The sequence below is a fragment of the Kitasatospora sp. NPDC056181 genome, from assembly GCF_042266225.1.
GTDB lineage: Bacteria > Actinomycetota > Actinomycetes > Streptomycetales > Streptomycetaceae > Kitasatospora.
The window spans coordinates 1-24,513 of record NZ_JBHJUK010000032.1; the positions used below are offsets into that span (position 1 = coordinate 1).

Here is a 24,513-nt window from a genome sequence, read left to right on the forward strand (position 1 = left end):
CGGCCCGGGCGCCGGCCCGGCGGCGGCCGGGGGGCGCCCCCGCCGGGACCCGTCCCGTGGGGGCCCGCTGCCGTACCGCCCGGGCCGCTGCCGTGCCCGCCCGGAGGGGGGCTCCGCTCACGCGGAGGCGGTGTTCAGCAGGGTGAGCTGTTCCGGGGTGAGGCGCAGGGAGGCGGCGGCCAGCAGCGGGGGGAGTTGCTCGACCGTGCGGGCGCTGGCGATCGGGGCGGCGACCGTCGGGCGGGCGTTGAGCCAGGCCAGGGCGACCGTGGCGGGCTCGGCCCCGTGCTCGGCGGCGACGGTGTCCAGCGCCTCCAGGACCTTGGGGCCGCGCGGGTCGGCCAGGTAGCGGGAGGCGCCCTCGGAGCGGGCGCTCGCGACCTCGCCGCCGCCGGGGCGGTACTTGCCGGTGAGGAAGCCGGAGGCGAGCGCGTAGTACGGGACGGTGGCCAGGCCGTGGTCGGCGACCACGTCGGCCAGCGGGCCCTCGAAGGTGGCGCGGGAGACCAGGTTGTAGTGCGGCTGGACGGCGACGTACTTGGCCAGGCCCTCGCTCGCGGCGAAGGCCAGCGCCTCGGCGAGCCGCTCGGCGCTGATGTTGGAGGCGGCGACCTCGCGGATCTTGCCCTCCTTCACCAGCTCGTTCAGCGCGGTGACGAACTCCTCGACCGGGGTGTCGTCGTCCTGGTGGGTGTAGTAGAGGTCGATGCGGTCGGTGCCGAGGCGGCGCAGCGAGCCCTCGACCGAGGACTTGATGTTGGCCGCACTCAGGCCGCGGGCCTCGGGGTGCAGGCCGACCTTGGTGGCGATCACCAGGTCGTCGCGGTTGCCCCGGCTGCGGATCCAGTTGCCGATGATGGTCTCGGACTCGCCGCCGACGTTGCCGGGCACCCAGGAGGAGTAGGTGTCGGCGGTGTCGACGAAGTTGCCGCCGGCGGCTGCGTAGGCGTCGAGGACGGCGAAGGACTGCTCCTCGTCGGCCGTCCAGCCGAAGACGTTGCCGCCGAGGGAGAGCGGGTACACGGCGAGGTCGGAGGTGCCCAGCCGGACCCGGCCGGGGGCGTCACTGTGGTTTCCGGTCATGAGCGGAGTCAACCGGATCGGGCGGGTGGGCATTCCATGATCCGGGCGGACTTCACACGCTTGTCGCACCCCTGTCGCAAGGGAGCGGGGACGAACCCTGGGAGGACAGGAGGGGGGAGACGTGGGGGGAGCGTGCCGGAGGAGGGTCCGGGGTGTCGGCGGGGTCCACGGATTCGTTAGAGTCCGTGCCATGGCTGACAACGACTACGACCCCGCCGGCAGCACCCAGATGTTCCGGGCGTTCGTCGACGAGAGCCCGGCACCCCAGGCGCCGGGCTCCGTCTCCACCTACGGCAGCACCAGCAACGGCAGCCGGACCGGCCTGATCGCGGTGATCGCCGTCGTCGCGCTGGCCGTTCTGGGTGCCGTCATCTGGTTGGCGGTCAAGTAACCCGCTGGACGGAGTGCCTGGCGGACTGCCCGCCCTGTCGGGTCAGCAGGGCTTCCGCCAGGCGTCCAGTTCGAGCTTCTTCTGCATCGAGCTGAAGCCGAGGGACTTGGTCTTCTCGCAGAACTTCTCCGTGCCGAGCTTGTACTCGACGTGGAAGACCGCCTTGCCCGCCTGCACGAACGGCGAGAGCCGGGCGCACTCGTTGAACTGGGCGCACTCCTCGTTCACGGCGAAGTCGAAGTCGGGCAGCAGGGCGGGGATCTGCTCCAGGTCGTTCTTCAGGCCGATCGCCATGCCGCGTTCGTGCGCGAGCCCGGCCAGCATGCGGTTGTACCGGAGCTGGTCGTCGGCGGTCAGCGGGAAGCCGCTGTTCTGGTTGTAGGCCTCGATGGTGTCCGGTTCGACGGCGTCGAACCCCTTGCTCCTGCACATGTCGAAGCGGGAGGCCATCAGGGGCTTCAGCTGGTCGATCTTGCGGATGTCGAACCACTTCTCGCCCTTCCAGCCGTTGCCGTCCCCCTGGAGGGCCTTGGCGAAGGCGGTGGAGTCGGGGCGGAAGTCCTCCCAGGACCCGGCGTTGATGTAGCAGATCACCTTGCGGCCCTTGGCGTGCAGGGCGGCGACGGTCGCGGCGTCGGTCTCGAAGCCGTCGATGTCGTAGACCGGGACGTCCACCGACTGGTCGACGCCGCCGCCGAGTTGCCACTGCCAGGCGAGGCCGGGGGTGGGCTGCCAACGGGAGCCTGCGGGCTGCGGCGGCGTGCCGGGCGTGCCGGGGGCCGACGGACTGCCGGGGGTGCCCGGGGTCGCCGGGGTGGCTCCGGGGGTGCCCGGGGTGCTGGGCGTGCCGGGAGTCGCGGGGGTCCCGGGAGTTCCGGGAGTGGCCGTCGTGGGTGCCGACGGGGTGCCCGGCTCGGTGGTGGCGGTGGCCGCGGGCGGCTGGGTGCCGGTGGCGTCGGCCGAGGAGTCGTCCCCGTCCTCCGAACCCGAGCTGCTGCACGAGGTCGCCAGCAGGGCGGTGGTCAGGGCGAGGGCGGCCAGCAGGGGCCGGGTGCGGCGTGTCACGGTGGTCGAACTCCGAGTCGGATCAGGTCGGTTCGGCGACGGTGCGGCGGGAAGGTCGGGTGGTCGGTCAGACGGCCAGGCCGTGCGGAAGGGTGCTCCAGGGGTTCTCCCCGGCGCCCGGGACGGCGCAGCCGACACCGGCCCGGCGTGCGGCGATCAGGGCGACGGCGTCCCGGGCCTGGTCGGCGGGGACGTCGTACACGAGGTGGCAGAACCGTGCGGCGGCGTGCCGTCCGGTCCAGAGCGGCAGGGTCATCTCCCGGTAGGCCGTCCAGTCGCCCTCGAAGGTGACCAGCAGGTCGGCGAGGCCGACCTCGGCGTATCCGGGGTCGGGGTGGTCGCCGTGGCCGAACACCACGGTGGCGCAGCCGGCGGCGCGGGCCGCGGTGGCGAGCCGTCGGTAGTGCGCCAGCGCGCCCGGATGGGTGGCGACCTGGTCGAGGTAGACGCCGGTGATGCCGTGGCGTTGACGGTAGGTCAGGATGTCGTTCACCACGGCGGCGTGCGGCCGTCGGCCGTAGTCGGTGTCGGCGTAGCCGAGCAGCGGGAGGCCGGCCTTGTGCAGCTCGTCGGCGGCCTCGGCGAAGACGTTGTCGGGGGTGTCGCCGGGGCCGTCGGCGAGGTTGAGCACGACGGCGGCGATCCGGCCCGGGTCGGCGGCGGCGACCGCCTGCCAGGCCGCCGGGTCCACCGCGGGGTGGACGTACAGCGGCACCAGCAGGCGGCCGTCGTTCGGGCTTGCGCCGGTCATGCGGCGACCAGTGGGCCGGTGCTGAGCCAGAGGTCGCGCAGGGTGTCGGCGAGGCCGGTCTCCGGGTGCCAGCCGAGCTCCCGGGCGGCGGCCGAGACGTCGGCCTGCTGCCAGGAGACGGCGGCCGAGCGCTCGGAGCCGGCACCGCTCTCGTCGATCCGGCCGGTGAAGCCGGCCGCCGCGACCAGGCCGTCGGCGATCGCCCGGACCGGCTGTGCCCGGCCGGAGGCCAGGTTGAGCACCCGGGGCAGCGGGCGCTCGGCGGCGACGGCCAGGCCGACCGCGCGGGCGACGTCCCGGGCGTCGACGAAGTCGCGGTGGGCCGAGAGGTCCCCGACCTTCACCACGCCGTCGGCACCTTCCGGGGCGGCCCGGCGCAGCTCGGCGGCGAGCCGGCCGGGCAGCGAGCCGGCCGGGGCGCCCGGGCCGACCGGGTTGAAGACCCGCAGCACGACGGCGTCCAGCGGCGAGCCGGCCACCGCGAGGGAGCCGGCGAGCTTGGTGGCGCCGTAGACGCCGACCGGGCGGGCGTCGGCGTCCTCGGCGAGCGAGCTGCCGGGGGCGCAGACGCCGTACTCGCCGGCCGAGCCGATGTGCACCAGCCGGGCCTTCGGGGCGCCCTCCCGGAGCGCCTCGCAGAGCACGGCCGGGCCACGGGCGTTGACCTCGGCGAGCGTGACCGCGCTGCCGGCCACCGCGCCGGCGAAGTTGACCACCGCGTCGGGGGCGAGCGCGGCCAGCTCCTCGCCGAGCGGGCCGGCCTGGGCGGTGGCCAGGTCGAGGCGCAGGTCGTGGTCGGGCCGGCGCCCGGCGGTCAGCACGGTGGCGCCGGGCAGCGACCGCAGGACGGTGGCGGCGTGCCGGCCGAGGAAGCCGTCCGCGCCGAGCAGCAGGATCCTCACGCGGCCCGTCCGTCCTTCTCGGGGCCGGCGGCGGCCGTGGCGGGCTGGTCGGGTGCGGCGGCGAGACCGGCGTCCGGTGCGGTGCGGGCGGCCGGGACCGGCTGCTCCTGCCCGCCCGGGACGGCGTACAGGCCCTCGGACTCGGCCGGCATCAGCTGCGAGCGGATGAGCGAGAACTCGGCGTTGGCCCGGTCGTAGTCGTCGGGGCGGCCGATGTCCAGCCAGTAGCCGCCGAACTCGTAGGCGGACGGCGGGGTCTGGGCGGCGAGCAGGTCCAGCACGAGCTCGTCGAAGCCGAGCGGCAGGCCGGGCGTGTACTTGGCGAGCGCCGAGCGGGAGACGCCGTAGACGCCCATCGAGACCCGGTAGTCGATGCTCGGCTTCTCCTGGAAGCCGGTGATGGATCCGGAGTCGGTGGTCAGCACGCCGAAGTCGATCTTGACCTGGCGGGCGTAGGTGGCGATGGTGAGCGGCGCCCCGGAGGCCTCGTGGTGCTTGAGCACCCCGGCGAAGTCCAGGTCGGTGAGGATGTCGCCGTTCATCACCAGGAAGTTCTCGGGCAGCCGGTCCTGCATGGTGAGCAACGGGCCCATGGTGCCGAGCGGGCTGTCCTCGACGGCGTAGCCGACCCGCAGGCCCCACTGGGAGCCGTTGCCGACGTACGCGCGGATGATGTGGCCGAGGTGGCCGATGGCCAGGGTGACGGTCTTGAAGCCCGCGGCGGCGAGCTGGCGCATCACGATCTCCAGGATCGCGTGCTGGTCGCCGATCGGGACGAGCGGCTTGGGGAGCGCGGTGGTGTAGGGGCGGAGACGGACGCCCTTACCGCCGGCCAGGATCACTGCATGCATGGTGTTTCCCCCACGGAATTTAGTGCGACAGGAGCCTTGGTTAGCGAGTTCTGGCAGGTGGTGCGGCGGCGTCAGACGTTGTAGATGTCGGTCTTGTAGCGGGCCAGGTTGGCCGGGTCGCGGAAGAACTCGATGGTCTGCTCCAGGCCCTCCTCCAGCGAGAAGGCGGGTGCCCAGCCGGTGGCGGTGCGCAGCCGGGTGGCGTCCGCGACGAGCCGCATGACCTCGGAGTTGGCCGGGCGGATGCGCTGCTCGTCCTCCTTCACCAGGAGGTCGACGCCCATCAGCTTGCCGACCAGGGTGACCAGGTCGCCGACCGAGATCTCGCCGCCGGTGCCGGCGTTGAAGGTCTTGCCGACCACGGTCTCGGCCGGGGCGGTGCCGACCGTGCGGAAGGCGTTGGCGGTGTCCTTGACGAAGGTGAAGTCGCGGGTGGGGCGCAGGTCGCCGAGGGTGATCTCGGTCTCGCCGGCCGCGACCTGGGCGATCACGGTCGGGATGACGGCGCGCATCGACTGGCGCGGGCCGAAGGTGTTGAACGGGCGCAGCGTGACGACCGGGGTCTCGAAGCTGGCGTGGTAGCTGTCGGCCAGCCGGTCCCCGCCGGCCTTGGAGGCGGCGTACGGGGACTGGGTGTTGATCGGGTGGTCCTCGGTGATCGGCACGGTCTGCGCGGTGCCGTAGGTCTCGCTGGTGGAGGTGTGCACCAGGCGGGGGATCTCCAGGTGGCGCACGGCCTCCAGCACGTTGAGGGTGCCGGTGACGTTGGTGTCGACGTACGAGTGCGGGGCCCGGTACGAGTACGGGATCGCGATCAGTGCGGCCAGGTGGTAGACCGCCTCGGTGCCCTTGACCAGGCCGTTGACGGAGCCCGGGTCGCGGACGTCGCCGAGGACGATCTCGACCGACTCCAGCACCTCCTTGGACAGGGTCTCCAGCCAGCCGAAGGAGGAGAAGGAGTTGTACTGGACCATGGCGCGGACCTGGTGTCCGTCGGCGACCAGGGTCTCGACGAGGTGGGAGCCGATGAAGCCCTCGGCTCCGGTGACGGCGACGCTGCTCATGCGTGATTCGCTTTCTGTTCCTCGGGGACGGCCGGGCGGGACGTCAGTGGTGGCCCGGCGTGCACCGGCCGTGGCCGGTGGTCGGTGGTGTCGGACGGTTCAGCGGTGCTTGGTGGTGCGGCCGAGCACGGGCCCGGCGATTGCGGTGAGGACGGCCGCCGCGGCCCCGCAGCCGATCAGCTGCAGGACGGTCGGGTCCACCCCGGTCAGCAGCGCGGTGCACTCGGCGCCCGCGGCTGCCAGACAGATCAGGGCCGTGCTCCAGCTGAGCCCGAAGGCGTTCAGCAGCAGCGCCAGCCAGAGCGAGCCGCCCAGCAGCAGCAGCGCACCGAGCTCCGGGACGCCGAGCGCCGGGGCGCCGGGCCAGAGCACGGTGGCGGCGGCGTCCAGCGCGGCCACGGTGGTGAGGTAGATGAACAGGCAGCCGAGCAGCACGCCGCCGGTGCGGCGGACGAACGCGGCCGGGGTGTGGCTGGTCCGCAGCGCGGCGACGGCCATCGCCCGGTAGCGGAAGAGCAGCCACTCGGCGAGCCCGAGGCTGAGCGTCAGCGCGATCATCGCCGGCCCCGTCGGGCTGGCTGACGCGCCTTCGGCGGCGCCGGTGCGGACCGCCTGGTGGACGGTGGCGCCGAGGCCGGCGATCAGGGTGAGCGTGCCGACCGCCAGCCCGAACAGCAGGTGCGGCAGCTCGTGCAGGAGCGGGAGCCTCAGGGCCGTGGAGTCCTGCTCGCTGCGCAGGCAGCGGACGATCTCCCGGGCGGCCAGCCCCACCGCCAGCCCGAGCGAGGACAGCAGGACGACCGTGCGGACCAGTTGCGGCACGTCGACGGCGAGCACCACGCCCGCGCCGACCGCGGACGGCGCCAGCGCGACCAGCAGGAACTTCTCCCGGCCGAGTACCAGCAGCACGGTGGCCGCCGCCAGGTAGCCGGACTGCCCGGCGGCGAAGCAGAGCGCCCCGAGCGGGCCGCCGATCACGTACCCGGCGGTGGCCGCGACCAGCGCGCCCAGCGGAGCTCCGACGGCCAGGCAGAGCCCGGCCGCCCGGCGCCGGCCGCGGCCGAGCCAGGCGTACGAGCGGTGCGCCAGCGCCTGGTTCCAGGACCAGCTGACCAGGGTGGCCACCGAGAGCGCGAGCATCCCCGAGGGGAGGCCGAATCGCATCCGGGTGGCCGCGAACAGGTTGGCGCCGAGCAGGTAGCCGAGTCCGGGCAGGGCGAAGACCAGTCCGCGGACCACGCAGCGCCAGGGGTCGGCCCGCCAGGGGTTGGCGAACTCGGCGCTCGGGCCGGGGTAGCGGCGCTCGACCTTCTCGAACAGCTCCTCGGCGACGGTGAACGCGTCGGGGCGGCCGTACAGCAGCCCGGCCTGCTCGTCGGAGAGGCCGTCGGACTCCAGGAAGGCCGCGATCTCGTAGGGGTGGACGGCGTCCGCGCAGACGTCGGCGAGCCGTTCGGCCAGCTCGTCCAGCGGGTCGGGGGAGAGGTCGAGCTGCTCCTGCGGCTCGACCGGCTGCGCGGGCACCGCCTGCCGGCGGCGCTTGCGCGGGAGGGTGCGCAGCTGCACGGTCTGTTCGGCCCAGTCCGGGCCGGCCTCGTCGGGGACGAGACGGAGGGGTCCACTCACGCCGCCACCTCGCTGTACTCCATGGTTCGCTCGTTCACGCCGTCACCTCGTCGCGCTCGCCCAGGGCCACGGGCTCGTCCCAGCCGGCCGGGGCGCCGTCCTGGACCGCGACCACGCCGTTCGGCAGCCAGCGGGAGGTGCCCAGCAGCTCGGTGTAGATGCCGCGGAAGCCGTCGATGTTCTGGCGGAGCGTGAACTGCTCGATCACCCGCAGCCGGGCCTGCTCGCCCAGCCGGGCGCGGCGCTCGGGGTCGCGCAGCAGCTCGATGGCGGCGGCGGCCATGGGTTCGGGTTCGCGCGGGGGGACGACCAGGCCGGTGTCGCCGACGGCCTCGCGCACGCCGCCCACGTCGGTCGAGACGGTGGAGCGGCCGCAGGACATCGCCTCGATCAGGGTGAACGGGAAGCCCTCGCTGATGCTGGAGAGCATCACCACGTTCCCCGCCGCGTACGCGTCGGTGATGTCGGCGACGCGGCCCTCGAAGGCCACCGAGTCGGCGATGCCGAGCTCGGCGGCCAGGGCTATGCAGCCGTCGCGGTACGCCTCGCCACCCTTGGGCGTGCCGCCGAACAGCCGCAGCCGGGCCTCGGGTATCTCGCGCTGGACGATCGCGAAGGCCCGGATCAGCGTCTCCAGGTCCTTGATCGGGTCGACCCGGCCGGCCCAGCTGAGCGTGGGCGTCTGCGGCTCGGGTCCGGCGGGCGGGAAGGCCGCCGGGTCCACGCCGTTGTAGACGGTGCGGATGTGCGCGGACGGCGTGCCGCCGCGCTCCTCCCAGCGCCGGTTGTACCGGTTGCCGGGGGTGACCAGCGCGGCCCGCCGGTAGCTCTCCTCGGCGAGCATCCGGTAGAAGCCGAGCAGCAGTGCCTTGACCGGCCAGCGGTACGGGCCTGTGCGGTAGCCGAGGTAGCGCTCGCGCAGGTAGATGCCGTGCTCGGTGAGGAGAAACGGTACGCCGTACTGCTGTGAGGCGATCAGCCCCGGCAGGGTGGCCAGGCCGCCGCTGGCGGCGTGCGCGACGCCCTCCTTGGGCGGCTCGGCCGACAGCGGGCGCAGCGCGTGCTCCAGCAGGTCGGTGGCGTTGAGCGCGTCGTGCAGGGTGGGCCTGGAGACGGCGGTGGAGAGGTAGTCGCGGGTCCACACGTGCTGCAGGGTGCGCAGGGCGCGCTCGCTCCGCAGTGCCGGGCTGAGCAGCCCGCGGCGGGCGAGGTCGGCGAAGCCGTACAGCTCGGTGCCGAAGTGGGTGGTGTAGACCGGGTCGAGGATGGAGTGCAGGAAGCGTTCGTACGCGTTGAGGAAGCGGCGCATCTCCTTGCCCCGCGGGGCTCTGCCCTCGGTGGCCGGGCCCCAGAGCGGCGCGGTCGTGACGGACCGCACGTTGGCGGGCAGCTCCCAGGCCAGCGGTTCGTGGCCGGTGCCCGTGACGGCGATGATGTCGAAGTCGACGTCCGGCATGCCCTGGACGAGCTGGTCGCACCAGACGCTCACACCGCCGTGCTGGTGCGGGTACGTCCCCTCGGTGAGCAGGGTGACGCGCATGGCTTTCCCCCCTCCTGTCCTTGCGTCAAGCGTCCGGCCCGAAGGGCCGGTCGGGTGCCGGTGGTGGGGCCGGGGGACGGCCCGGCCCCACCACCGGTATCACCTCTTAGCGGGTGCCGGTCGTCCCGGCGGTCTTCTTGGCCGGGTCGGCCTTCCCCCCGGAGGCCTTGCCGGTCTTGCTGCTGCCCTGGGCGGTGCCCTTGCCGGCGGAACCGGTGGTGGCGCCCTTGCCCGCGACCGGTGCCCCGCTACCGGGGATCAGCACCGGCGCGTCGGTCCGGACGGTGTCGCCGGGGCCGGCCGGGACGGCGTCGGCGGTGCCCTGCGGCACGACCTTCTTGTCGGCCGGCGCCGGTGCGGTCACCGACTGGGCGGCGACGTTCGGCGTGACGGCCGGGGCCGCCGCCGGGGCTGCGGCCAGCTTCAGCGTCACGGCGCTCTGCAGCAGAGCGGGCTTCACCCAGCCGGACAGCGTACCGGCGTACGCGGTGCCGAACGGCGTGGTGCCGATGGACAGCTTCTGCGTGGTGCCGGTGGGCATGGTGGCCTGGATCTGGACGCCGGCCGGGGCGGACACCGTCACGGTGTCGCCGACCCGGTACGCGGTGACCTGGCCGGAGGCGAGGGCCGCGTTCCAGGCCGCGCGCCGCTGGAACTCGGCGCCGATGTCCTTCTGCGCCAGGTTCACGATCGGGGCGTTGTCGGCGTGCAGCGAGCGGTAGGTCGAGAGGACCTTCTCCAGCACCGGGTAGACGATCCGGTCCTCGGACAGGTTCGACTGGTGGATGAAGTGCGGCCGCGGGTCGTTGCTCAGCACGTGGCCGAGGTCGATCCGGGCCTCCAGCGGAACGATGTACGACTGGTAGCCGGTGTTGACGTCCAGCGGTGCCGGCAGGCAGGTGGAGTTGGCGTTGTTCTCGCAGACGCCGCTGCCGCCCTTGGCCGCGCTGGTGTAGATCCAGTTGTACTCGTCGGTCTCCTCCTTCGCCGTGCCGGCGTTGTAGAAGACGTTCATCGGGTACCGCGGCACGGTCAGCGTGGACGAGCCGACGGCCCGCTGGGCGGGCTCGCGGGAGGCGTCGCTGGCCGTCCACTTGACGCCGTTGGCGACCAGCGAGGGGGCCAGGTACGGGTTGTCGCTGGTCTCCTGCGGGGCGGTCAGCAGACCGGAGTGCTCACCGGTGACCAGCTCGGTCTTGTCCAGGTGCAGGTTGCGCGCCGTGGCCCAGTCGAGGTTGTTCTTGATCTGGGAGGTGATGGTGGCCTGGTCGACCCAGACCGTGTTGCCGGAGGCGTCCTTCGTGCACTTCCACGGCACCACCGAGACGTCCTGGAGACAGCCCAGGTACGGGTGCGTGTAGGTGTGGTTGATCCACCGGTAGCTGGTCTGGTCGGCGATCATCTGGTCCACCACCGGGTCGGTGGTGGTCTCGTGGTCGGCCTTCCAGTCCTCGCTGCCGCCGCCGTTGAACACCATGTCCATGGTGAAGTTGTTGGCGGTCTGCCACTGCTTGGCGTACTGCGCGTCGGCGACCGTCATCCGGATCGGGTTGGCCGTCTCGGGGGTGCCGGGCGGGCAGGTGACGTCGCCGGGGGTGCACTTCAGCGCGGTGTCCCAGCGGTCGTCGGCCAGGAAGACGTCGTCCACGTGGGCCGCGAAGTAGTTGCGGTCGTAGCCGAGGTGGACGCCCTGGGTTATCCAGTCGACTATGCCGCGCGCCAGCAGCCGGTACTGCTGCTGGTACTGGTTGTAGACGAAGGTGACGACCAGTTCCTTGCGGCCGTCGTGGCTGTACTCGCCGACCAGCGAGCCGCGCGCGGTGGAGCCCGGGATCGGGGCGTCCACCAGCGGCGTGAACGAGGCGCCGGCCGGCAGCGAGGCCAGCGGGGTGGCCAGGTAGCCGTAGCTCTCGTCCACCGACGGGTCGTTGTCCTCGAAGGGCACGGCGCCCTTGAGGTAACCGAACGGGCCGGCCAGGCCGGCCGTGGTGACCTGGCCCTGGACACCGTCCAGCTTGCCCATGTAGCCCGGGTTCGCCGCCCAGTTCAGGCCGACGTCCGGCTGGGCGTAGGTGTACGCGTCGACCTGGCGCACGCCGAAGGCGGCCTCGTAGGTGGCGAGGGCCGTCATCTCGGCGGAGCCCGCCGCGAACGGGTTGTTGTTGGGCATGACGATGCCCTGGTACTTGCCGCGAGGCTGCCCGTTGACCGTGTCGCTGAGGAAGGCGGCATCGATGACCGGGCGGTTGGCGTCGTTGAGGTCGACGACCTTGTACGGGGTGCCCTGGCTCTTCAGCTCGGCGGCGACGGCCGCCGTCGCGGGCCCGCCGTCACTGATCACCAGGACCGTGAGGTCGATCCTGGGAGCCGTGCTGGCACCGTGTGCGAGGGACGACTGCAGGCCGCCGGCCAGCAGGACTGCTGCCGCGCATGCGGCAACTCTTCGGGTCGCTCGACCCATGTGTGTTCCTCCCCTGGGCAGGGCGCTCCGCTGCTCGGCGCTCGCCTGCCCTGTCGCTGTTCGCGGGCAGCAGGCTGCCCGGCGCCCATCCTGGTGGAGACTCCGCACCGATTGGGACCAAATGGGCGGGAGTGCAGCGAATCTGTTACCAACGTTCATGGCGATGCCATGAAGGCGCTGATTGTGGCCGGAACTGCACCCGCTGCGCAAATAATGAATTGAAAATTAAAACCCGAAGCCTGAGCGTTACCGCTGGTCACCCACCGTGCGCTGGGGCTGGCTGTGGCGCGCCCTACACTGGCGGCGTTGCGCATGACACTCTGGCACATCCTCCCGTTCCGTCGGGCAGGTTCATGCAATATCGCGCAGGGTTGTGCCATGTCACAGTCCGAATATCCAATGGAGGCCGCCGCGTGACCGAGCAGCAGACCGAGACCGCCGTTATCGAGGCCACCCGGAAAGCGGCGCAGGGCGCCCCGGACGCGGACCTGCCGGCCCGGAGCCTCGGCCTGCAGGGCGCCGTCAACGCCCGCGATCTCGGCGGCTACCGGGCGGCCGGCGGCACGGTGCTGCGGCACGGCGTCGCGCTGCGCAGCGACGGCCTCAACCGGCTCACCGACGCGGATCTCGGCCTGCTCGGCTCACTCGGCCTGCGCCAGGTGGTCGACCTGCGCAGCCTCGACGAGGTCCGCGAGGCCGGCCCCGACCGGGTCCCCGGCCTGCCGGTCGCCGCGATCGCGGCCGCCGAGATGTCGGCCACCCCGATCACCGTGGAGCCCGCCACGCCGGACGGCGTGACCCTGCACCACGTGCCGGTCTTCGCCGCCGACTTCGACATCTACGTGACGCTGCGTGACGCGCTGGCGGACCGCAGCCCGGAGAAGCAGCGCGCCCTGCTCGGCGACGGCAGGGCCGCCGCGATGATGACCGGCCTCTACCGCTGGTTCGTCACCGACCAGGTGGCCCGCGAGCGCTTCGCCGTGGTGCTGCGCCTGCTGGCCGCGCCGGACGGCCCGCCGCTGCTCTTCCACTGCTCGGCCGGCAAGGACCGCACCGGCTGGACGGCCGCGATCCTGCTGACCGCCCTCGGCGTGGACCGCGAGACGGTCTTCGCCGACTACCTGCTCACCAACGAGCGCTCCGCCGGGATCGTCGAGAACATCGTCGACAGCTTCTTCACCCGCGGCCTGATGCAGGAGCCGGAGCTGCTGCTCCCGGTCTTCCGGGCGGAGCGCTCCTACCTGGAGGCGGCCTTCGAGGAGGTCGCGACCGGCTGGGGCACCTTCCAGGGGTTCTGGCGGGACGGACTCGGGCTGGACGACGAGGTGCTGGAGGGCCTGCGGGCCAACCTGCTCACGGCGCCCTGAGCGCCCCTCAGGGGCGCGTCAGGACGCCGGGTGGCACTCGGTCCCGGGCGTGCCGTCAGCCCTCGCTGATCAGGCCCTCGCGCAGTTGGGTGAGGGTCCTGGTCAGCAGTCGGGAGACGTGCATCTGGGAGATGCCGATCTCCTCGCCGATCTGCGACTGGGTGAGGTTGGCGAAGAACCGCAGCATGATGATCCGGCGCTCGCGCGGCGGCAGTTTGGCCAGCAGCGGCTTGAGCGACTCGCGGTACTCCACGCCCTCCAGCGCGAGGTCCTCGTAGCCGAGCCGCTCGGCCAGCGGGCCGTCACCGTCCTCCTCGCCGGGGCTGGAGTCCAGCGAGCTGGCGGTGTACGCGTTGCCCACCGCCAGGCCCTCGACCACGTCCTCCTCGCTGACGCCCAGGCAGGCGGCCAGCTCGGCGACGGTGGGGGAGCGGTCGAGCCGCTGGGCCAGCTCGTCGCCGGCCTTGGTGAGCGCCAGCCGCAGCTCCTGGAGCCGCCGGGGCACCCGGACCGACCAGCTGGTGTCCCGGAAGAAGCGCTTGATCTCGCCGACGACGGTCGGCATCGCGAAGGTGGGGAACTCCACCCCGCGCTCCGGGTCGAACCGGTCGATCGCCTTGATCAGGCCGATCGTGCCGACCTGGACGATGTCCTCCATCGGCTCGTTGCGGCTGCGGAACCGGGCCGAGGCGTACCGGACCAGCGGCAGGTTGAGCTCGATCAGGGTGTCGCGGACGTACGTGTGCTCGGCGCTGCCGGCCTCCAGGGCGGCCAGGCGCAGGAAGAGCGAGCGGGAGAGCGTCCGGGTGTCCAGCGCGGCACCGGACGGCGCCTCCGCGGGCGCGTGGGCGGACGCCCCGGGCACCGTCCGTCCGACGGCCCCCGGCGGGGCCCCGGGGGCGGGCGGGGCTGCGGCCGGGCCGCGCTGCACCGGGATCAGGTCGACGGCGACCGTTGTGCCACTGGCCCGACCACCGTGGATCTCCGCAGCGCCCAGATCTCCGGACATGCACCCACCCCCTTGTGACTGACAGTTGAACGGAGGCTGTCGCACTGAGGTTCCCGGCGACGCCCTCCCCCTCCATACCGGAACACGGTCCCCGGCAAACCCGAAGGTCGCAAGACGTCACGCGTCGGTAACGCGCAGCAATCCCGTTCCGGGTGCCCTTTTGCCGTGCTCTGAGGGGATTGTGATGCTCAGTCTTCCCAGGAGTTGCCGGTCCGAAGCCTGGCCAGGATCCGGGACAGAAGGCGTGAGACGTGCATCTGGGACATCCCCAGCTCGGTGCTGATCTGCGACTGCGTCAGGTTGGCGAAGAACCGCAGCATGACGATCCGCCGCTCCCGCTCCGGCAGCTGCACCAGCAGGTGGCGGACCATGTCCCGGTGCTCGACCTCGGCCAGCGCCGAGTCCTCGTAGCCGAGCCGGTCCAGCAGGGCGAGCCCGCCCTCGTGCTCCTGCGCCGCCTCCAGGGAGGCCGCGTTGTAGGCCCGCCCGGCGTCCAGGCAGGCCCGGACGTCCTCCTCGGGGATGCGCAGGCTGGCGGCGATCTCCGGCACCTTGGGGGCCCGGCCGTGGGTCACCGTCAGCTCCTCCATCGCGCCGCTGACCTGCACCCAGAGCTCCTGGAGCCGGCGCGGCACGTGCATGGTGCGGACGTTGTCCCGGAAGTACCGCTTGATCTCGCCGAGGATGGTCGGCAGGGCGTAGGTCGGGAACTGGACGCCGCGGGTGGGGTCGAACCGGTCGATCGCGTTGATCAGGCCGATCGTGCCGACCTGGACGACGTCCTCCATCGGCTCGCTGCGGCTGCGGAACCGGGTCGCCGCGTAGCGGACCAGCGGGATGTTGACCTCGATCAGGGCGGCCCGGACCCGCTCCCGCTCGGGGGTGTCCGGGGGCAGCTCGGCGAGCCGCTCGAAGAGCACCCGGGTCAGCGTCCGGACGTCCACCACGGGGCGCCCGCCGGGGCCGCGCAGACCGTCCGGGCGCAGTTCGCCGGCCGGGCCGATGACGGCGGCCAGCACCTCCTCGGGCGGCACGGCCTGGACGGGGGGCTGGGCCTGGGCTTGAACGGAGGCCTGGGCCTGAACGGTGGCCTGGGTCTGAACGGAGCTCTGGGACGGGGTCTGGGTCTGAACGGAGCTCTGGGACGGGGTCTGGGTCTGAACGGAGCTCTGGGCCTGGGCCTGGGGCGGGGTCTGCGGCGGGGGCTGGGCCGGGGGTTGCGCCTGGCCCTGTGCGGGCGGGGCCGGCGCCGGTGCGGCGGCCCCCGTACTGGTCTGTGCAGTGGCCGGCCCGGTATCGGTTCCCGGCGCGCTCCCTGGTGTCCGCACGGACACGTCACCCCTCCCAAAGTCGACAATGGTGGGACTTGCGGATCGGGCGTCGCGTCTGGGTTCACCACCTCGCCATGTCCGGCAAAACCGGTCATAGCATCACAAGGCGGGCGCAGGTCGGGCAAGCACCGCGTAGAGGTGTGTTGGTGGTGCGGGGGTGCTTCACCGGGTCATCCGGCGGGGCCTCCGGAGGATCGTTCCGGGACAGAGCAAGGCGCCCCGCCCGGGTCTCGGGAGGGGCGCCGCGGTCCGTCCGGGGGATGTCCCGGGATCAGACCTCGATGTCGGCGATCACCCAGGTGGCGAACTCGCGCCACTGGCCGGCCGCGGCCTGGTGGGCCGGGTGGGTGAGGTAGGCCTGGAGCGCCTCGCGGTCCTCGACCAGGCTGTTGATCGCGTAGTCGTGGGCGATGTCGCGCTCGGTGGTGTTCCAGCCGCACTCCCACTCGCGCAGCTCGGGGATGACCGGGCCGAGGGCCTCGAAGGCCTTGGCGCCGGCGAGCGCGCGCTCGTCGTCCTTGCTGACGCCTTCATTGAGCTTGAACAGGACCAGGTGCCGGATCACGATGCCGCTCCTCGCGGACGGGGGGTTGAGGGACGCGCCCACCGTAGCCGGTGCCGGAGCGGCTACTTCACCAGCCCGGTCATGAAGGTGCCGATCGCCTTGGCGGCGTTCGAGATGCCCTCGAAGCCCAGTTGGACGAGCTCGGCGGCGCGGGCCGGCGAGGTGATGATCGTGTAGAGCACGAAGACGAGCAGGAGAACCATGCCGATCTTCTTCGCCTGCGCCATCCGGTGGCCTTCCTCCCTGCTGTGGGCCGCCGCCATTCGGTCCCCGAGCGTCCCTCTGCATTGGGCAGCTTATCCACCGGACGGCCTATCAAGTGTGCGACGCGTTCGCCCGGCGGGACGAAGGTCCCCTTGGGTGGGGCCTTTCTCCGGGTGCCCCGGCGCGATGCGTCGAGCAGGATGGTTGATGTGCCGAGGATCTGGCAGGAATCCCCGGTGTGTGGATCCGGAGCTCCCCGCTGTGGGACCGGGCACCGCGACTTCCCCCGACGCGGCCCCGGTTGTGGGACTCCGCCCGGGGGAGCGGTTGTTCCCCCCTGGGCCGCTCCCCCCTCCAGGCTCCGTGCTCGAAGGGCGTTGGTGGTCATCGGCCCAGGGCGCGGAGCCCTTTCCGCGTATGAGGGTGCGCGGGAACGACGAGGGCCCCGTCCGGTGCGGACGGGGCCCTCGTGTTGCTGGCGGTAGCGGTGGGATTCGAACCCACGGTGGAGTTGCCCCCACACACGCTTTCGAGGCGTGCTCCTTTGGCCGCTCGGACACGCTACCGAGGGGAACTCTACCGGACGGGTGGCTCCGTCACGAAATCCGTATCGGGAGGGGGTCCTGCGGGTCGCCTGCGGGGGTGCGCGGCGGGGTTCGGCGGGGTGTTCGGCGGGGTGTTCAGCGGTGGGTGTTCAGCGGTGGGTGCCGAAGAAGGCGCGGAGCTGTTCGGCGCAGTCGTCGGCCAGGACGCCCGGGACGACCTCGGGGCGGTGGTTGAGCCGGCGGTCGCGCATCACGTCGAAGAGGGAGCCGGCGGCGCCGGCCTTCTCGTCGAGGGCGCCGTAGACCACCCGGTCGATCCGGGAGAGGACGATGGCGCCCGCGCACATGGTGCAGGGCTCCAGGGTGACCACGAGGGTGCAGCCGCTGAGGCGCCACTCGCCCTCCCGTCGCCCGCCACCACCCCCGTTCGGAGCGCTTCGCGCGGCCGCTCCCAAATTGGCGGCCGCCTCGCGGATGGCGACGACCTCGGCGTGGGCGGTCGGGTCGCCGACCGCCTCGCGCTCGTTGTGGCCGCGTCCGATCACCTCGCCGTCCGGGCCCAGGACGAGCGCCCCGACCGGGACGTCCCCGGTGGCCGGCGCCAGTGCGGCCTCGGCGATGGCGAGGCGCATCGGCGCCGCCCAGCGGTCGCGGACCGGGTCGGGGCGGACGGGGGCGGGGAGCGGGGCTATCTGCGGGACAGCCGGTAGGACTGTCTGGCGGGCGGACGCGGACTGCATGGCATCCAGTGTCCGGCATCCGGTGACGGGCACCGGTCGCTACCGGACCGCCTCCAGGACCTCGCCGCAGCCGAGGGCCTCGGCGATCTCCTCCAGGGCGTCGCCCGGAACGGCGCCCTCGCCGCTGAGGGCGAGCAGCTCCTCGGAGGGCAGCCCGAACTCGGAGAGCAGGTGGGAGTCGCCCAGCGGGCCGACCGGGACGCCGCCGCGGGTGCCCGCGTCGTCGTCCTCCTCCTGCTCCTGCGCCACCTCCTCGTCCTCCAGCTCGGCGACCAGGTTGTCGAGGTCGCCGAACTCGCTCTCGCCGGCCTGGTCGACCAGCTCGTCGGTGAGGACGGAGCCGTACGAGCTGCGCGCGGCGGCGGCGCCGTCCGACACGAAGATGCGCGGGTCCTCCTCACCGTCGACCCGGACGACGGCGAACCAGGCGTCCTCCTGCTCGATGAAGACCAGGACGCTGTCGTCGTCCTGGGCGGCCTCGCGGGCCACATCGGCCAGATCGGCCAGGGTTTCGACGTCGTCGAGTTCCGTCTCGCTCACATCCCACCCGTCCTCGGTGCGAGCAAGCACTGCAGCGAAGTACGCCACCAGGGACACTCCCAAGATCTCGGTCTCGGCTGTCGGCGCGCTCGGGCAACGCGGAACCTGGCCGCCCCCGCGCCAGAGGCGGTCCGCTGTTCGGACCGTCCCATCGGAATCGTGACAGAAAGCCCGCCGTTGCGGGGGGTGTTCGGCAGCGCGTCTTTGCAGGTCGTGTCGGAAGGACTGGCCGGGGGCCGGTGTACGCCCGCCGGGGCGCGCCGAGACCGCTCGAACGGCGGTCGCGCGGTGGCCGGAAGGGGGCCCGGGAGGGGCGGGGGAGTGATCCGGAGGGGACGGGAGACCCTTCAGATCCGGAAGGTTCGCATCCGCAGGGCTTCGCGCATCCGCCGTTCCTTGGTCCGGCGGGGCTGCACCCGCTCACGCAGTTCGCGCGCCTCGGCGAGCTCGCGCAGGAAGACGGCCCGCCGCTTGCGGCGTTCCGCCTCGGTCTCCGGATGGTCCGGGCGCCCGCCCGACGGGCCCGGGAGCCCGTCCGCCGAGCCGTCCCCGGTCCTCGGGTTGCTCGTCATACGACGTGACTTTCCCAGATCGGTCCGGTTGATACCACAGGAGGCCGTTCCGTCCTGAGATTCGCGGTGCGTCACGGCGTGTCACTGCAGAGTGAACACGGCAGGCCGCGACGTGTCGTACGGGCGTCCGGGCCGGGCTAACCTCGATGCATGCGGATCCACGTCGTCGACCACCCCCTGGTCGCCCACAAGCTCTCCACCCTGCGCGACGAGCGCACCGACTCGCCGACCTTCCGTCGCCTGACCGACGAGCTGGTGACCCTCCTCGCCTACGAGGCCACCCGGGACGTCCGCACCGAGGAGGTGGAGATCACCACCCCGGTGGCGGTCACCACCGGCACGCGGCTGAGCTACCCGCGCCCGCTGGTGGTGCCGATCCTCCGGGCCGGCCTCGGCATGCTGGACGGGATGACCCGGCTGCTGCCGACCGCCGAGGTCGGCTTCCTCGGCATGGTGCGCAACGAGGAGACCCTGGAGGCCTCCACCTACGCCACCCGGATGCCGGACGACCTCTCCGGCCGCCAGGTCTACGTGCTCGACCCGATGCTGGCGACCGGCGGCACGCTGGTCGCGGCGATCCGCATGCTGATCGAGCGGGGCGCCACCGACGTCACCGCCGTGGTGCTGCTGGCCGCGCCCGAGGGCGTCGCGGTGATGGAGAAGGAGCTGACCGGCCTTCCGGTCACCGTCGTCACCGCCGCGGTCGACGAGCGGCTGAACGAGAACGGCTACATCGTCCCCGGCCTGGGCGACGCGGGCGACCGCCTCTACGGCACCGCGGGCTGAGCACCCTCCCCCCGAGCAGCTGAGAGCCCCCCGGCACCGTGCCGGGGGGCTCTCGTACGTCCGGGGCCGGGCCGCTCAGCAGCTGCCGGTGGCGCTCGGGGTCGGGGAGGGCTTGGTCGCCAGGGCCAGTGCCGCGGCGGCCTGGGTCTCGTCCAGCAGGGCGTTGTAGCTGTCGCCGACGACGACGTCCACGCTGTTGTCGGTGCGGGCGTCGGTGCTGATGGTGGCGCCGGCGATCTGCGAGCTGATCAGGGTGGCGGCTCCGGCGCCGGCCGGGCCGGCGATCACCACGGCGGTGCCGGGCACCTTCTTGTCGAGCTCGGCCGGGGCGTTGCCCTTCTTGTCCACGGTGAAGCCGCGCTTCGTGAACTCGTCGGCGGTCCGCCCGGCCAGGCCGGACTTGGTGGTGGCGTTGAAGACGTTCAGCTTGAAGCCGGTCGGTTGCGGGATGGCGTGCGGGTCGCCGCCGGGGGCGCCGGGGGACGCGTCCGGGGTGGGGGTGGGCGCGGCCAGCGCCTTGCCGGACGGCGACGCGCAGGCCTGGGCGGAGGCGTTCTTGCCCTTGCCGGTGAAGATGTCGTAGAGCTGGACGCCGCCGAGCGCGATGAGCGCCAGCGCGAGCAGCGAGCCGATCAGGGCCATGACCTTGCGGCTCTTCCGGGGCGGCCGGCCCAGCCGTGGATAGCTGTTGCCGGTGACGCGGTACTGCTTCCCCTTCAGGCCTTGGGGAGTCAACATGCTCACGGTTTGTCTCCCCCTCGTGCCAGGGCGGGGATCGGGTGACGGGTCGGCCGGGGTTGGCGTTCGCCGTGGTCGCGGCCGTAGTCAGCAGACTAGTGCCGGACGGCTGCGAAGGTACTAAATGATCATCATCTGGAGTACGCCGGTACCCGAACGGGGGTATCCGGGTACGAACCGACCGCCCTCCGGCGGGAGGCCGGAAGGCGGTGCGGGTGCACGCGGGAGCGGCCCGTCACTCCATTTCGAGGACACGGGCGTGCAGCACCTGGCGCTGTTGCAGCGCGGCGCGCACGGCCCGGTGCAGCCCGTCCTCCAGGTAGAGGTCGCCGTGCCATTTCACGACGTGGGCGAAGAGGTCGCCGTAGAAGGTGGAGTCCTCCGCGAGGAGGGTCTCCAGGTCGAGTTGGCCCTTGGTGGTCACCAGCTGGTCCAGCCGCACCGGACGCGGGGCGACGTCCGCCCACTGGCGGGTGCTGGTCCGGCCGTGATCCGGGTACGGCCGCCCATTGCCGATGCGCTTGAAGATCACACGGAAAGCCTACCGTTTGGGCGGCGGATGGCCCAGCAGCCGCGTCGCCGCCACGCGCTCCAACGCGAGCTGCGGGTGGACGATTGCGGCTGTTTCATGGGAAATGTCGCGAACGTCGTTCCTCAGCTCTGCCTCTGGAGTGTGATCCGATGCCCCCCGCCGAGCCGTCGAGCCCCGCCGGGCAGCCGTCCCCCGTCGAGCCGCCGTCCGCCGCCGGCCTGCCCGCCCGGGTGCGGGAGATCGCCGACGGATACGCCTTCACCGGGCCGGCCCTCGACCTCGGCGCGGTGCTGCTGGACGGCACCGCCCACGCCGGCGCCCAGGTGCGGGTGCCGCTCGGGGTGCTCAACCGTCACGGGCTGGTGGCGGGCGCCACGGGCACCGGCAAGACCAAGACCCTCCAGCTGATCGCCGAACAGCTCTCCGCGCAGGGCGTGCCGGTGTTCCTGGCCGACGTCAAGGGCGACGTCTCCGGCGTCTCCGCACCCGGCACGCCGAGCGAGCGGACCACCGCCCGCGCCGCCGAGGTCGGTCAGAGCTGGTCGCCGCAGGGCTGCCCGGCCGAGTTCTACGCACTCGGCGGCCTCGGCACCGGGATCCCGGTCCGGGCCACCGTCACCAGCTTCGGCCCGCTGCTGCTCTCCAAGGTGCTGGACCTGAACGAGACCCAGGAGTCCTCGCTCGGGCTGGTCTTCCACTACGCCGACCGCAGCGGCCTGGAGCTGTACGACCTCAAGGACCTCACCGCCGTCATCACCTTCCTCACCTCGCCGGAGGGCAAGGAGGAGCTGAAGGGCATCGGCGGCCTCTCCGCCGCCACCGCCGGGGTGATCCTGCGTTCGCTGACCCTGCTGGAGAACGAGGGCGCGGGGGCGTTCTTCGGCGAGCCGGAGTTCGACACCGCGGAGCTGCTGCGGACGACGGGCGGGGGCACCGCCGGCTCGGAGGGCGGGGGAGGGCGGGGCGTCGTCTCGGTGCTGGAGCTGCCCGCGGTGCAGGACCGGCCGCGGCTCTTCTCCACCTTCCTTATGTGGCTGCTGGCCGACCTCTACCAGGAGCTGCCCGAGGTGGGGGACCTGGAGAAGCCCAAGCTGGTCTTCTTCTTCGACGAGGCGCACCTGCTGTTCAACGGCGCGTCCAAGGCCTTCCTGGAGGCGATCACCCAGACCGTCCGGCTGATCCGGTCCAAGGGCGTCGGGATCTTCTTCGTCACCCAGACGCCGAAGGACGTCCCGTCGGACGTGCTGGCCCAGCTGGGCAACCGGGTGCAGCACGCGCTGCGGGCCTTCACCCCGGACGACGCCAAGGCGCTCAGGGCGACGGTCTCGACCTTCCCCAAGTCCTCCGTGTACGACCTGGGGGAGCTGCTGACCTCGCTCGGCACCGGTGAGGCGGTGGTGACGGTGCTCTCGGAGCGGGGCGCCCCGACGCCGGTGGCGGCGACCAGGCTGCGGGCGCCGCAGTCGCTGATGGGGCCGGTCGAGGCGGGGGCGTTGCGGGCGGCGGTGGACGCGTCCGCCCTGACGGCCCGGTACCGGGACGCGGTCGACCGTGAGTCGGCGTACGAGAAGCTGGCGGCGCGGGCGGCGCGACCGGAGGCCGCCCCGGTGACGGAGCCCGCGCCCCCGGCGGGGCGCGCGTCCTCGGGGGGCGGGCGGGACGAGCGGGAGGAGCGGGAGGAGAAGGACGGTGGCGGGCTGCTCGGGGCGCTGATGAGCAACGCGGCGCTGAAGTCCTTCGCCCGCTCGGCCGGGACGCAGCTCGGCCGGGAGATCTCGCGCAGCCTGTTCGGGACGTCCCGGCGGCGGCGCTGAGGCCGCGCTCCGGGGGCCTACCCGGAGAGGGCGGCGCCGATCCGGTCCATCGAGGAGAGCCGCATCAGGCCGTAGTTGTAGAACTCGACCTCCGGCACGCCCAGCTCGCGCAGGGTGGCGATCTTGGCGGCGAGGTTGGCCGGGCCGTCGCAGTCCGAGGCCATCGGACGCAGGATGACCGCCATCCCCTGCGGGCGGACGCCGTGCAGGGCGAAGGCGGCGACCTTCTCGCGGACGGCCTCCGGGGTCCTCGCGTAGCCGAGGGTCTCGATCTGGTCGGCGGCCTTGGTGAGCGCGGGCAGGTCGATGCCGGAGAGCCAGCCCTTCCCCGGGCCGCCGCCGTCCATGAAGCTCAGCCGCATGCCGTGCCGCCGCGCCTCCGCGGCCACCTCGGCGGCCAGCGAGGTCACCGTCGCGGCGGAGGCGTCCACGTAGGCGGCGAACGCGCCGCCGGCCAGTTCGTCCAGGGCGCCCGGTGCGGCGGCGGCCGCGTCGTCGGCCAGCCGGCGGCGCAGTTCGGCGCGGACGGCCGCGGCCACCTCGTCGGCCGGCACGCCGGCGCGGGTGGCGGCGGCGCGGCAGTGGTCGCAGAAGCAGATCCCGAGCAGGGCCTCGGCGACCGGGCCCAGCTCCTCGAAGTAGCGCTCGTGGTGGTAGCCGTGGCGCAGGCCGTGGAAGTGCAGCGACTCGGCCCGGATCGCGTCCACCCCGTACCGGGCCAGCTCGCCGACCAGGGTCACCGCGTACTCGCGGACCTCCGGGTTGGCCGGGCAGAGCTCCGTCAGGTGACGGTCGCCGAAGGCGTTGGCGGGCGCGCAGTCCGGGTGCTCGAAGCCGAGCCGGTCGTTGTGGCAGAAGACCGTCCAGGCGTGCAGCCTCAGCCCGCGGCGCCCGGCCTCGGCGGCGGCCTCGGCGAAGGGGTCGCGGTCGCCGATCGCGGTGGAGGGGGCGGGCCGCAGCCGCCGGCCGGCCCAGCGGGCGGGGTCGGGCCGGAAGTAGGCGGCGCCGGGCTCCAGGTAGCGGATCACCCGGTGCGGGTTGTGCGGGAAGACGTCCCGGGCCTCGTGGTAGACCGAGGCGAGGGTGACGCCGCCGACGCCCGCCCGGTCGGTGAGGTTGCCGAAGAAGGTGTCGGCGCCTTCGTCGAGCAGGTCGGTGGCGAAGGCGAGGACGGACGACTCCACGGTGCGGCTCCGGAGCAGGGGGGCGGGTGCCCTCCCACGCTAGCCGGAGGGGGTGGGCTGGTCTAGACCTGGCCGGCCTGGCGCGCCCCCGGCACGTCTGCCGGCCCGTCCGGCGGCTCGTCCCCGGCGCCCCCGGCTCGCCCCCGCAGGCCCTCGGGGTGGCTCAGAGGCCCAGGTCGTCCAGCTCCTTGTGCAGGGCCGCCCGGGGGCCGGAGGCGGTGGGTGCGGTCGCGGCGGCCGGTCGCGGGGCGGCGGACGCGCGCGGGGTCCGGTTGCGGAGGAGCCAGGCGCCGGCGACGCCGCCGATCAGCCCGCCGAGGTGGCCCAGCCAGCTGATCCCCGGGTCGCCGGGCAGGACGCCGAGCAGGACGTACGCGTACACCGCCGCGATGACGACGCCGACGACCGCGTCCAGCGGGTTGCGGTCGAGGAGGCCGCGCAGCACCACGTAGCCGAAGTAGCCGTAGACCATGCCGCTCGCGCCGACCGTCACCCCCTCGGGCCGCTCGAACAGCCAGATCGTCAGGCCGCCGGTGAGGACGATGACCAGGGAGACCCAGAGGAACTTCTGCATGCCGCGGTAGGCGGCGAGGAAGCCGAAGGCGAAGAGGGGCCAGGAGTTGGCCTCGATGTGCTCCCAACTTCCGTGCAGCAGCGGCATGGTGAACATGTCGGGAAGTTCGTCCAGGCGCTGCGAGCGCAGGCCCCACTCGCGGGAGAGCCCGTAGTCGTCCGTCCAGTTCACCAGCTGCACCAGCCAGATGACGGCCAGGACGCCGAGCATGGTGAAGAGCGCGCGGCGGGAGTCGGTGAGCAGGCGGGCGAGTTTGGAGGCCATGTCCCGACTCTAGG

General features: G+C 72.8%; 23 protein-coding genes, 1 tRNA gene and 1 pseudogene. 4 read left to right on the forward strand and 21 right to left on the reverse strand.

Features of this window, described 5'->3' with window-relative positions; genetic code table 11:
- Positions 1-117: 117 nt before the first annotated feature.
- Positions 118-1,083, reverse strand: coding sequence for an aldo/keto reductase (locus ACFC1F_RS15060; protein ID WP_376158500.1), 966 nt, complete (start codon positions 1,081-1,083; stop codon positions 118-120).
- A gap of 190 nt (positions 1,084-1,273) precedes the next feature.
- On the opposite strand from ACFC1F_RS15060, the gene ACFC1F_RS15065 reads away from it, so the two are divergent.
- Positions 1,274-1,474, forward strand: coding sequence for a hypothetical protein (locus ACFC1F_RS15065; protein WP_148643958.1), 201 nt, complete (start codon positions 1,274-1,276; stop codon positions 1,472-1,474).
- A 42-nt stretch (positions 1,475-1,516) separates the two neighbouring features.
- Here ACFC1F_RS15065 and ACFC1F_RS15070 read toward each other — a convergent pair whose 3' ends face one another.
- The 8 genes and pseudogenes from ACFC1F_RS15070 to ACFC1F_RS15105 all read right to left on the reverse strand — a co-directional run bounded on the left by ACFC1F_RS15070 (position 1,517) and on the right by ACFC1F_RS15105 (position 11,734).
- Positions 1,517-2,539, reverse strand: coding sequence for an endo alpha-1,4 polygalactosaminidase (locus tag ACFC1F_RS15070; protein ID WP_376158503.1), 1,023 nt, complete (start codon positions 2,537-2,539; stop codon positions 1,517-1,519).
- Positions 2,540-2,606: 67 nt separating this feature from the next.
- Entirely contained in the window at positions 2,607-3,290 is a 684-nt protein-coding gene (locus tag ACFC1F_RS15075; protein WP_209416435.1) for a spherulation-specific family 4 protein, read from the reverse strand.
- Entirely contained in the window at positions 3,287-4,192 is a 906-nt protein-coding gene (locus ACFC1F_RS15080) for an NAD(P)-dependent oxidoreductase (protein ID WP_209416434.1), read from the reverse strand. The genes ACFC1F_RS15075 and ACFC1F_RS15080 overlap by 4 nt, the downstream gene beginning before the upstream one ends.
- Positions 4,193-4,341: 149 nt before the next feature.
- Positions 4,342-5,043, reverse strand: a pseudogene (locus ACFC1F_RS15085) (NDP-sugar synthase); the annotation flags it as partial.
- A gap of 71 nt (positions 5,044-5,114) precedes the next feature.
- Positions 5,115-6,107 carry an SDR family NAD(P)-dependent oxidoreductase gene (locus ACFC1F_RS15090; RefSeq protein ID WP_209416433.1) on the reverse strand — a complete coding sequence of 331 codons (993 nt, stop codon included), beginning with the start codon at positions 6,105-6,107 and terminating at the stop codon, positions 5,115-5,117.
- Between the two features lie 99 nt (positions 6,108-6,206).
- Entirely contained in the window at positions 6,207-7,733 is a 1,527-nt protein-coding gene (locus ACFC1F_RS15095) for a hypothetical protein (RefSeq protein ID WP_376158506.1), read from the reverse strand.
- A 34-nt stretch (positions 7,734-7,767) separates the two neighbouring features.
- On the reverse strand, positions 7,768-9,273 hold the full coding sequence (gene pelF / locus ACFC1F_RS15100; RefSeq protein WP_209416431.1) for a GT4 family glycosyltransferase PelF: 1,506 nt from the start codon (positions 9,271-9,273) through the stop codon (positions 7,768-7,770).
- A gap of 106 nt (positions 9,274-9,379) precedes the next feature.
- Positions 9,380-11,734 carry a hypothetical protein gene (locus ACFC1F_RS15105; RefSeq protein WP_376158508.1) on the reverse strand — a complete coding sequence of 785 codons (2,355 nt, stop codon included), beginning with the start codon at positions 11,732-11,734 and terminating at the stop codon, positions 9,380-9,382.
- Positions 11,735-12,147: 413 nt separating this feature from the next.
- Between ACFC1F_RS15105 and ACFC1F_RS15110 the strand changes: the two genes are divergently transcribed.
- Complete coding sequence (locus tag ACFC1F_RS15110) at positions 12,148-13,101, forward strand: tyrosine-protein phosphatase (protein ID WP_376158510.1); 954 nt, start codon at positions 12,148-12,150, stop codon at positions 13,099-13,101.
- A gap of 55 nt (positions 13,102-13,156) precedes the next feature.
- Here ACFC1F_RS15110 and ACFC1F_RS15115 read toward each other — a convergent pair whose 3' ends face one another.
- The 8 genes from ACFC1F_RS15115 to ACFC1F_RS15150 all read right to left on the reverse strand — a co-directional run bounded on the left by ACFC1F_RS15115 (position 13,157) and on the right by ACFC1F_RS15150 (position 18,607).
- A complete protein-coding gene (locus ACFC1F_RS15115; RefSeq protein WP_376158512.1) occupies positions 13,157-14,110 on the reverse strand; it encodes an RNA polymerase sigma factor SigF in 954 nt (317 codons plus the stop codon).
- 188 nt (positions 14,111-14,298) lie between these two features.
- Positions 14,299-15,096 carry an RNA polymerase sigma factor SigF gene (locus tag ACFC1F_RS15120; protein WP_374106170.1) on the reverse strand — a complete coding sequence of 266 codons (798 nt, stop codon included), beginning with the start codon at positions 15,094-15,096 and terminating at the stop codon, positions 14,299-14,301.
- 616 nt (positions 15,097-15,712) lie between these two features.
- Positions 15,713-16,006: a Dabb family protein gene (locus ACFC1F_RS15125; protein WP_148643967.1), complete on the reverse strand. Its 294-nt coding sequence runs from the start codon at positions 16,004-16,006 to the stop codon at positions 15,713-15,715.
- Positions 16,007-16,068: 62 nt separating this feature from the next.
- Positions 16,069-16,233: a hypothetical protein gene (locus tag ACFC1F_RS15130; RefSeq protein WP_174315669.1), complete on the reverse strand. Its 165-nt coding sequence runs from the start codon at positions 16,231-16,233 to the stop codon at positions 16,069-16,071.
- A gap of 453 nt (positions 16,234-16,686) precedes the next feature.
- A tRNA-Ser gene (locus tag ACFC1F_RS15135) sits at positions 16,687-16,776 on the reverse strand.
- Between the two features lie 128 nt (positions 16,777-16,904).
- On the reverse strand, positions 16,905-17,495 hold the full coding sequence (locus tag ACFC1F_RS15140) for a nucleoside deaminase (RefSeq protein WP_376158514.1): 591 nt from the start codon (positions 17,493-17,495) through the stop codon (positions 16,905-16,907).
- A 39-nt stretch (positions 17,496-17,534) separates the two neighbouring features.
- Positions 17,535-18,083: a tRNA adenosine deaminase-associated protein gene (locus tag ACFC1F_RS15145; protein ID WP_209416427.1), complete on the reverse strand. Its 549-nt coding sequence runs from the start codon at positions 18,081-18,083 to the stop codon at positions 17,535-17,537.
- Positions 18,084-18,382: 299 nt separating this feature from the next.
- The gene (locus tag ACFC1F_RS15150; RefSeq protein WP_209416426.1) at positions 18,383-18,607 is read right to left on the reverse strand and encodes a hypothetical protein; all 225 of its coding nucleotides are present in this window, start codon (positions 18,605-18,607) and stop codon (positions 18,383-18,385) included.
- 150 nt (positions 18,608-18,757) lie between these two features.
- On the opposite strand from ACFC1F_RS15150, the gene upp reads away from it, so the two are divergent.
- The gene (upp, locus tag ACFC1F_RS15155) at positions 18,758-19,393 is read left to right on the forward strand and encodes a uracil phosphoribosyltransferase (protein ID WP_148643971.1); all 636 of its coding nucleotides are present in this window, start codon (positions 18,758-18,760) and stop codon (positions 19,391-19,393) included.
- Between the two features lie 75 nt (positions 19,394-19,468).
- Here upp and ACFC1F_RS15160 read toward each other — a convergent pair whose 3' ends face one another.
- Positions 19,469-20,131, reverse strand: a complete 663-nt coding sequence (locus tag ACFC1F_RS15160; RefSeq protein ID WP_376158517.1) for a LytR C-terminal domain-containing protein — start codon at positions 20,129-20,131, stop codon at positions 19,469-19,471.
- Between the two features lie 235 nt (positions 20,132-20,366).
- A complete protein-coding gene (locus ACFC1F_RS15165; protein ID WP_030061387.1) occupies positions 20,367-20,663 on the reverse strand; it encodes a type II toxin-antitoxin system VapB family antitoxin in 297 nt (98 codons plus the stop codon).
- Positions 20,664-20,812: 149 nt separating this feature from the next.
- On the opposite strand from ACFC1F_RS15165, the gene ACFC1F_RS15170 reads away from it, so the two are divergent.
- On the forward strand, positions 20,813-22,477 hold the full coding sequence (locus tag ACFC1F_RS15170; RefSeq protein ID WP_376158519.1) for a helicase HerA-like domain-containing protein: 1,665 nt from the start codon (positions 20,813-20,815) through the stop codon (positions 22,475-22,477).
- Between the two features lie 17 nt (positions 22,478-22,494).
- Here ACFC1F_RS15170 and ACFC1F_RS15175 read toward each other — a convergent pair whose 3' ends face one another.
- Together ACFC1F_RS15175 and ACFC1F_RS15180 are read right to left on the reverse strand one after the other, a co-directional pair.
- Entirely contained in the window at positions 22,495-23,661 is a 1,167-nt protein-coding gene (locus ACFC1F_RS15175; protein WP_376158521.1) for a hypothetical protein, read from the reverse strand.
- Positions 23,662-23,824: 163 nt separating this feature from the next.
- Positions 23,825-24,499, reverse strand: a complete 675-nt coding sequence (locus tag ACFC1F_RS15180; protein WP_376158523.1) for a rhomboid family intramembrane serine protease — start codon at positions 24,497-24,499, stop codon at positions 23,825-23,827.
- Positions 24,500-24,513 lie beyond the last annotated feature (14 nt).

Coding starts and splice junctions, on each gene's coding strand:
- ACFC1F_RS15115 (WP_376158512.1), bottom strand. CDS start 14,110: ATGTCCGGAGATCTGGGCGCTGCGGAGATCCACGGTGGTCGGGCCAGT.
- ACFC1F_RS15060 (WP_376158500.1), bottom strand. CDS start 1,083: ATGACCGGAAACCACAGTGACGCCCCCGGCCGGGTCCGGCTGGGCACC.
- ACFC1F_RS15090 (WP_209416433.1), bottom strand. CDS start 6,107: ATGAGCAGCGTCGCCGTCACCGGAGCCGAGGGCTTCATCGGCTCCCAC.
- ACFC1F_RS15105 (WP_376158508.1), bottom strand. CDS start 11,734: ATGGGTCGAGCGACCCGAAGAGTTGCCGCATGCGCGGCAGCAGTCCTG.
- ACFC1F_RS15160 (WP_376158517.1), bottom strand. CDS start 20,131: ATGTTGACTCCCCAAGGCCTGAAGGGGAAGCAGTACCGCGTCACCGGC.
- ACFC1F_RS15140 (WP_376158514.1), bottom strand. CDS start 17,495: ATGCAGTCCGCGTCCGCCCGCCAGACAGTCCTACCGGCTGTCCCGCAG.
- ACFC1F_RS15180 (WP_376158523.1), bottom strand. CDS start 24,499: ATGGCCTCCAAACTCGCCCGCCTGCTCACCGACTCCCGCCGCGCGCTC.
- ACFC1F_RS15130 (WP_174315669.1), bottom strand. CDS start 16,233: ATGGCGCAGGCGAAGAAGATCGGCATGGTTCTCCTGCTCGTCTTCGTG.
- ACFC1F_RS15075 (WP_209416435.1), bottom strand. CDS start 3,290: ATGACCGGCGCAAGCCCGAACGACGGCCGCCTGCTGGTGCCGCTGTAC.
- ACFC1F_RS15170 (WP_376158519.1), top strand. CDS start 20,813: ATGCCCCCCGCCGAGCCGTCGAGCCCCGCCGGGCAGCCGTCCCCCGTC.
- upp (WP_148643971.1), top strand. CDS start 18,758: ATGCGGATCCACGTCGTCGACCACCCCCTGGTCGCCCACAAGCTCTCC.
- pelF (WP_209416431.1), bottom strand. CDS start 9,273: ATGCGCGTCACCCTGCTCACCGAGGGGACGTACCCGCACCAGCACGGC.
- ACFC1F_RS15065 (WP_148643958.1), top strand. CDS start 1,274: ATGGCTGACAACGACTACGACCCCGCCGGCAGCACCCAGATGTTCCGG.
- ACFC1F_RS15150 (WP_209416426.1), bottom strand. CDS start 18,607: ATGACGAGCAACCCGAGGACCGGGGACGGCTCGGCGGACGGGCTCCCG.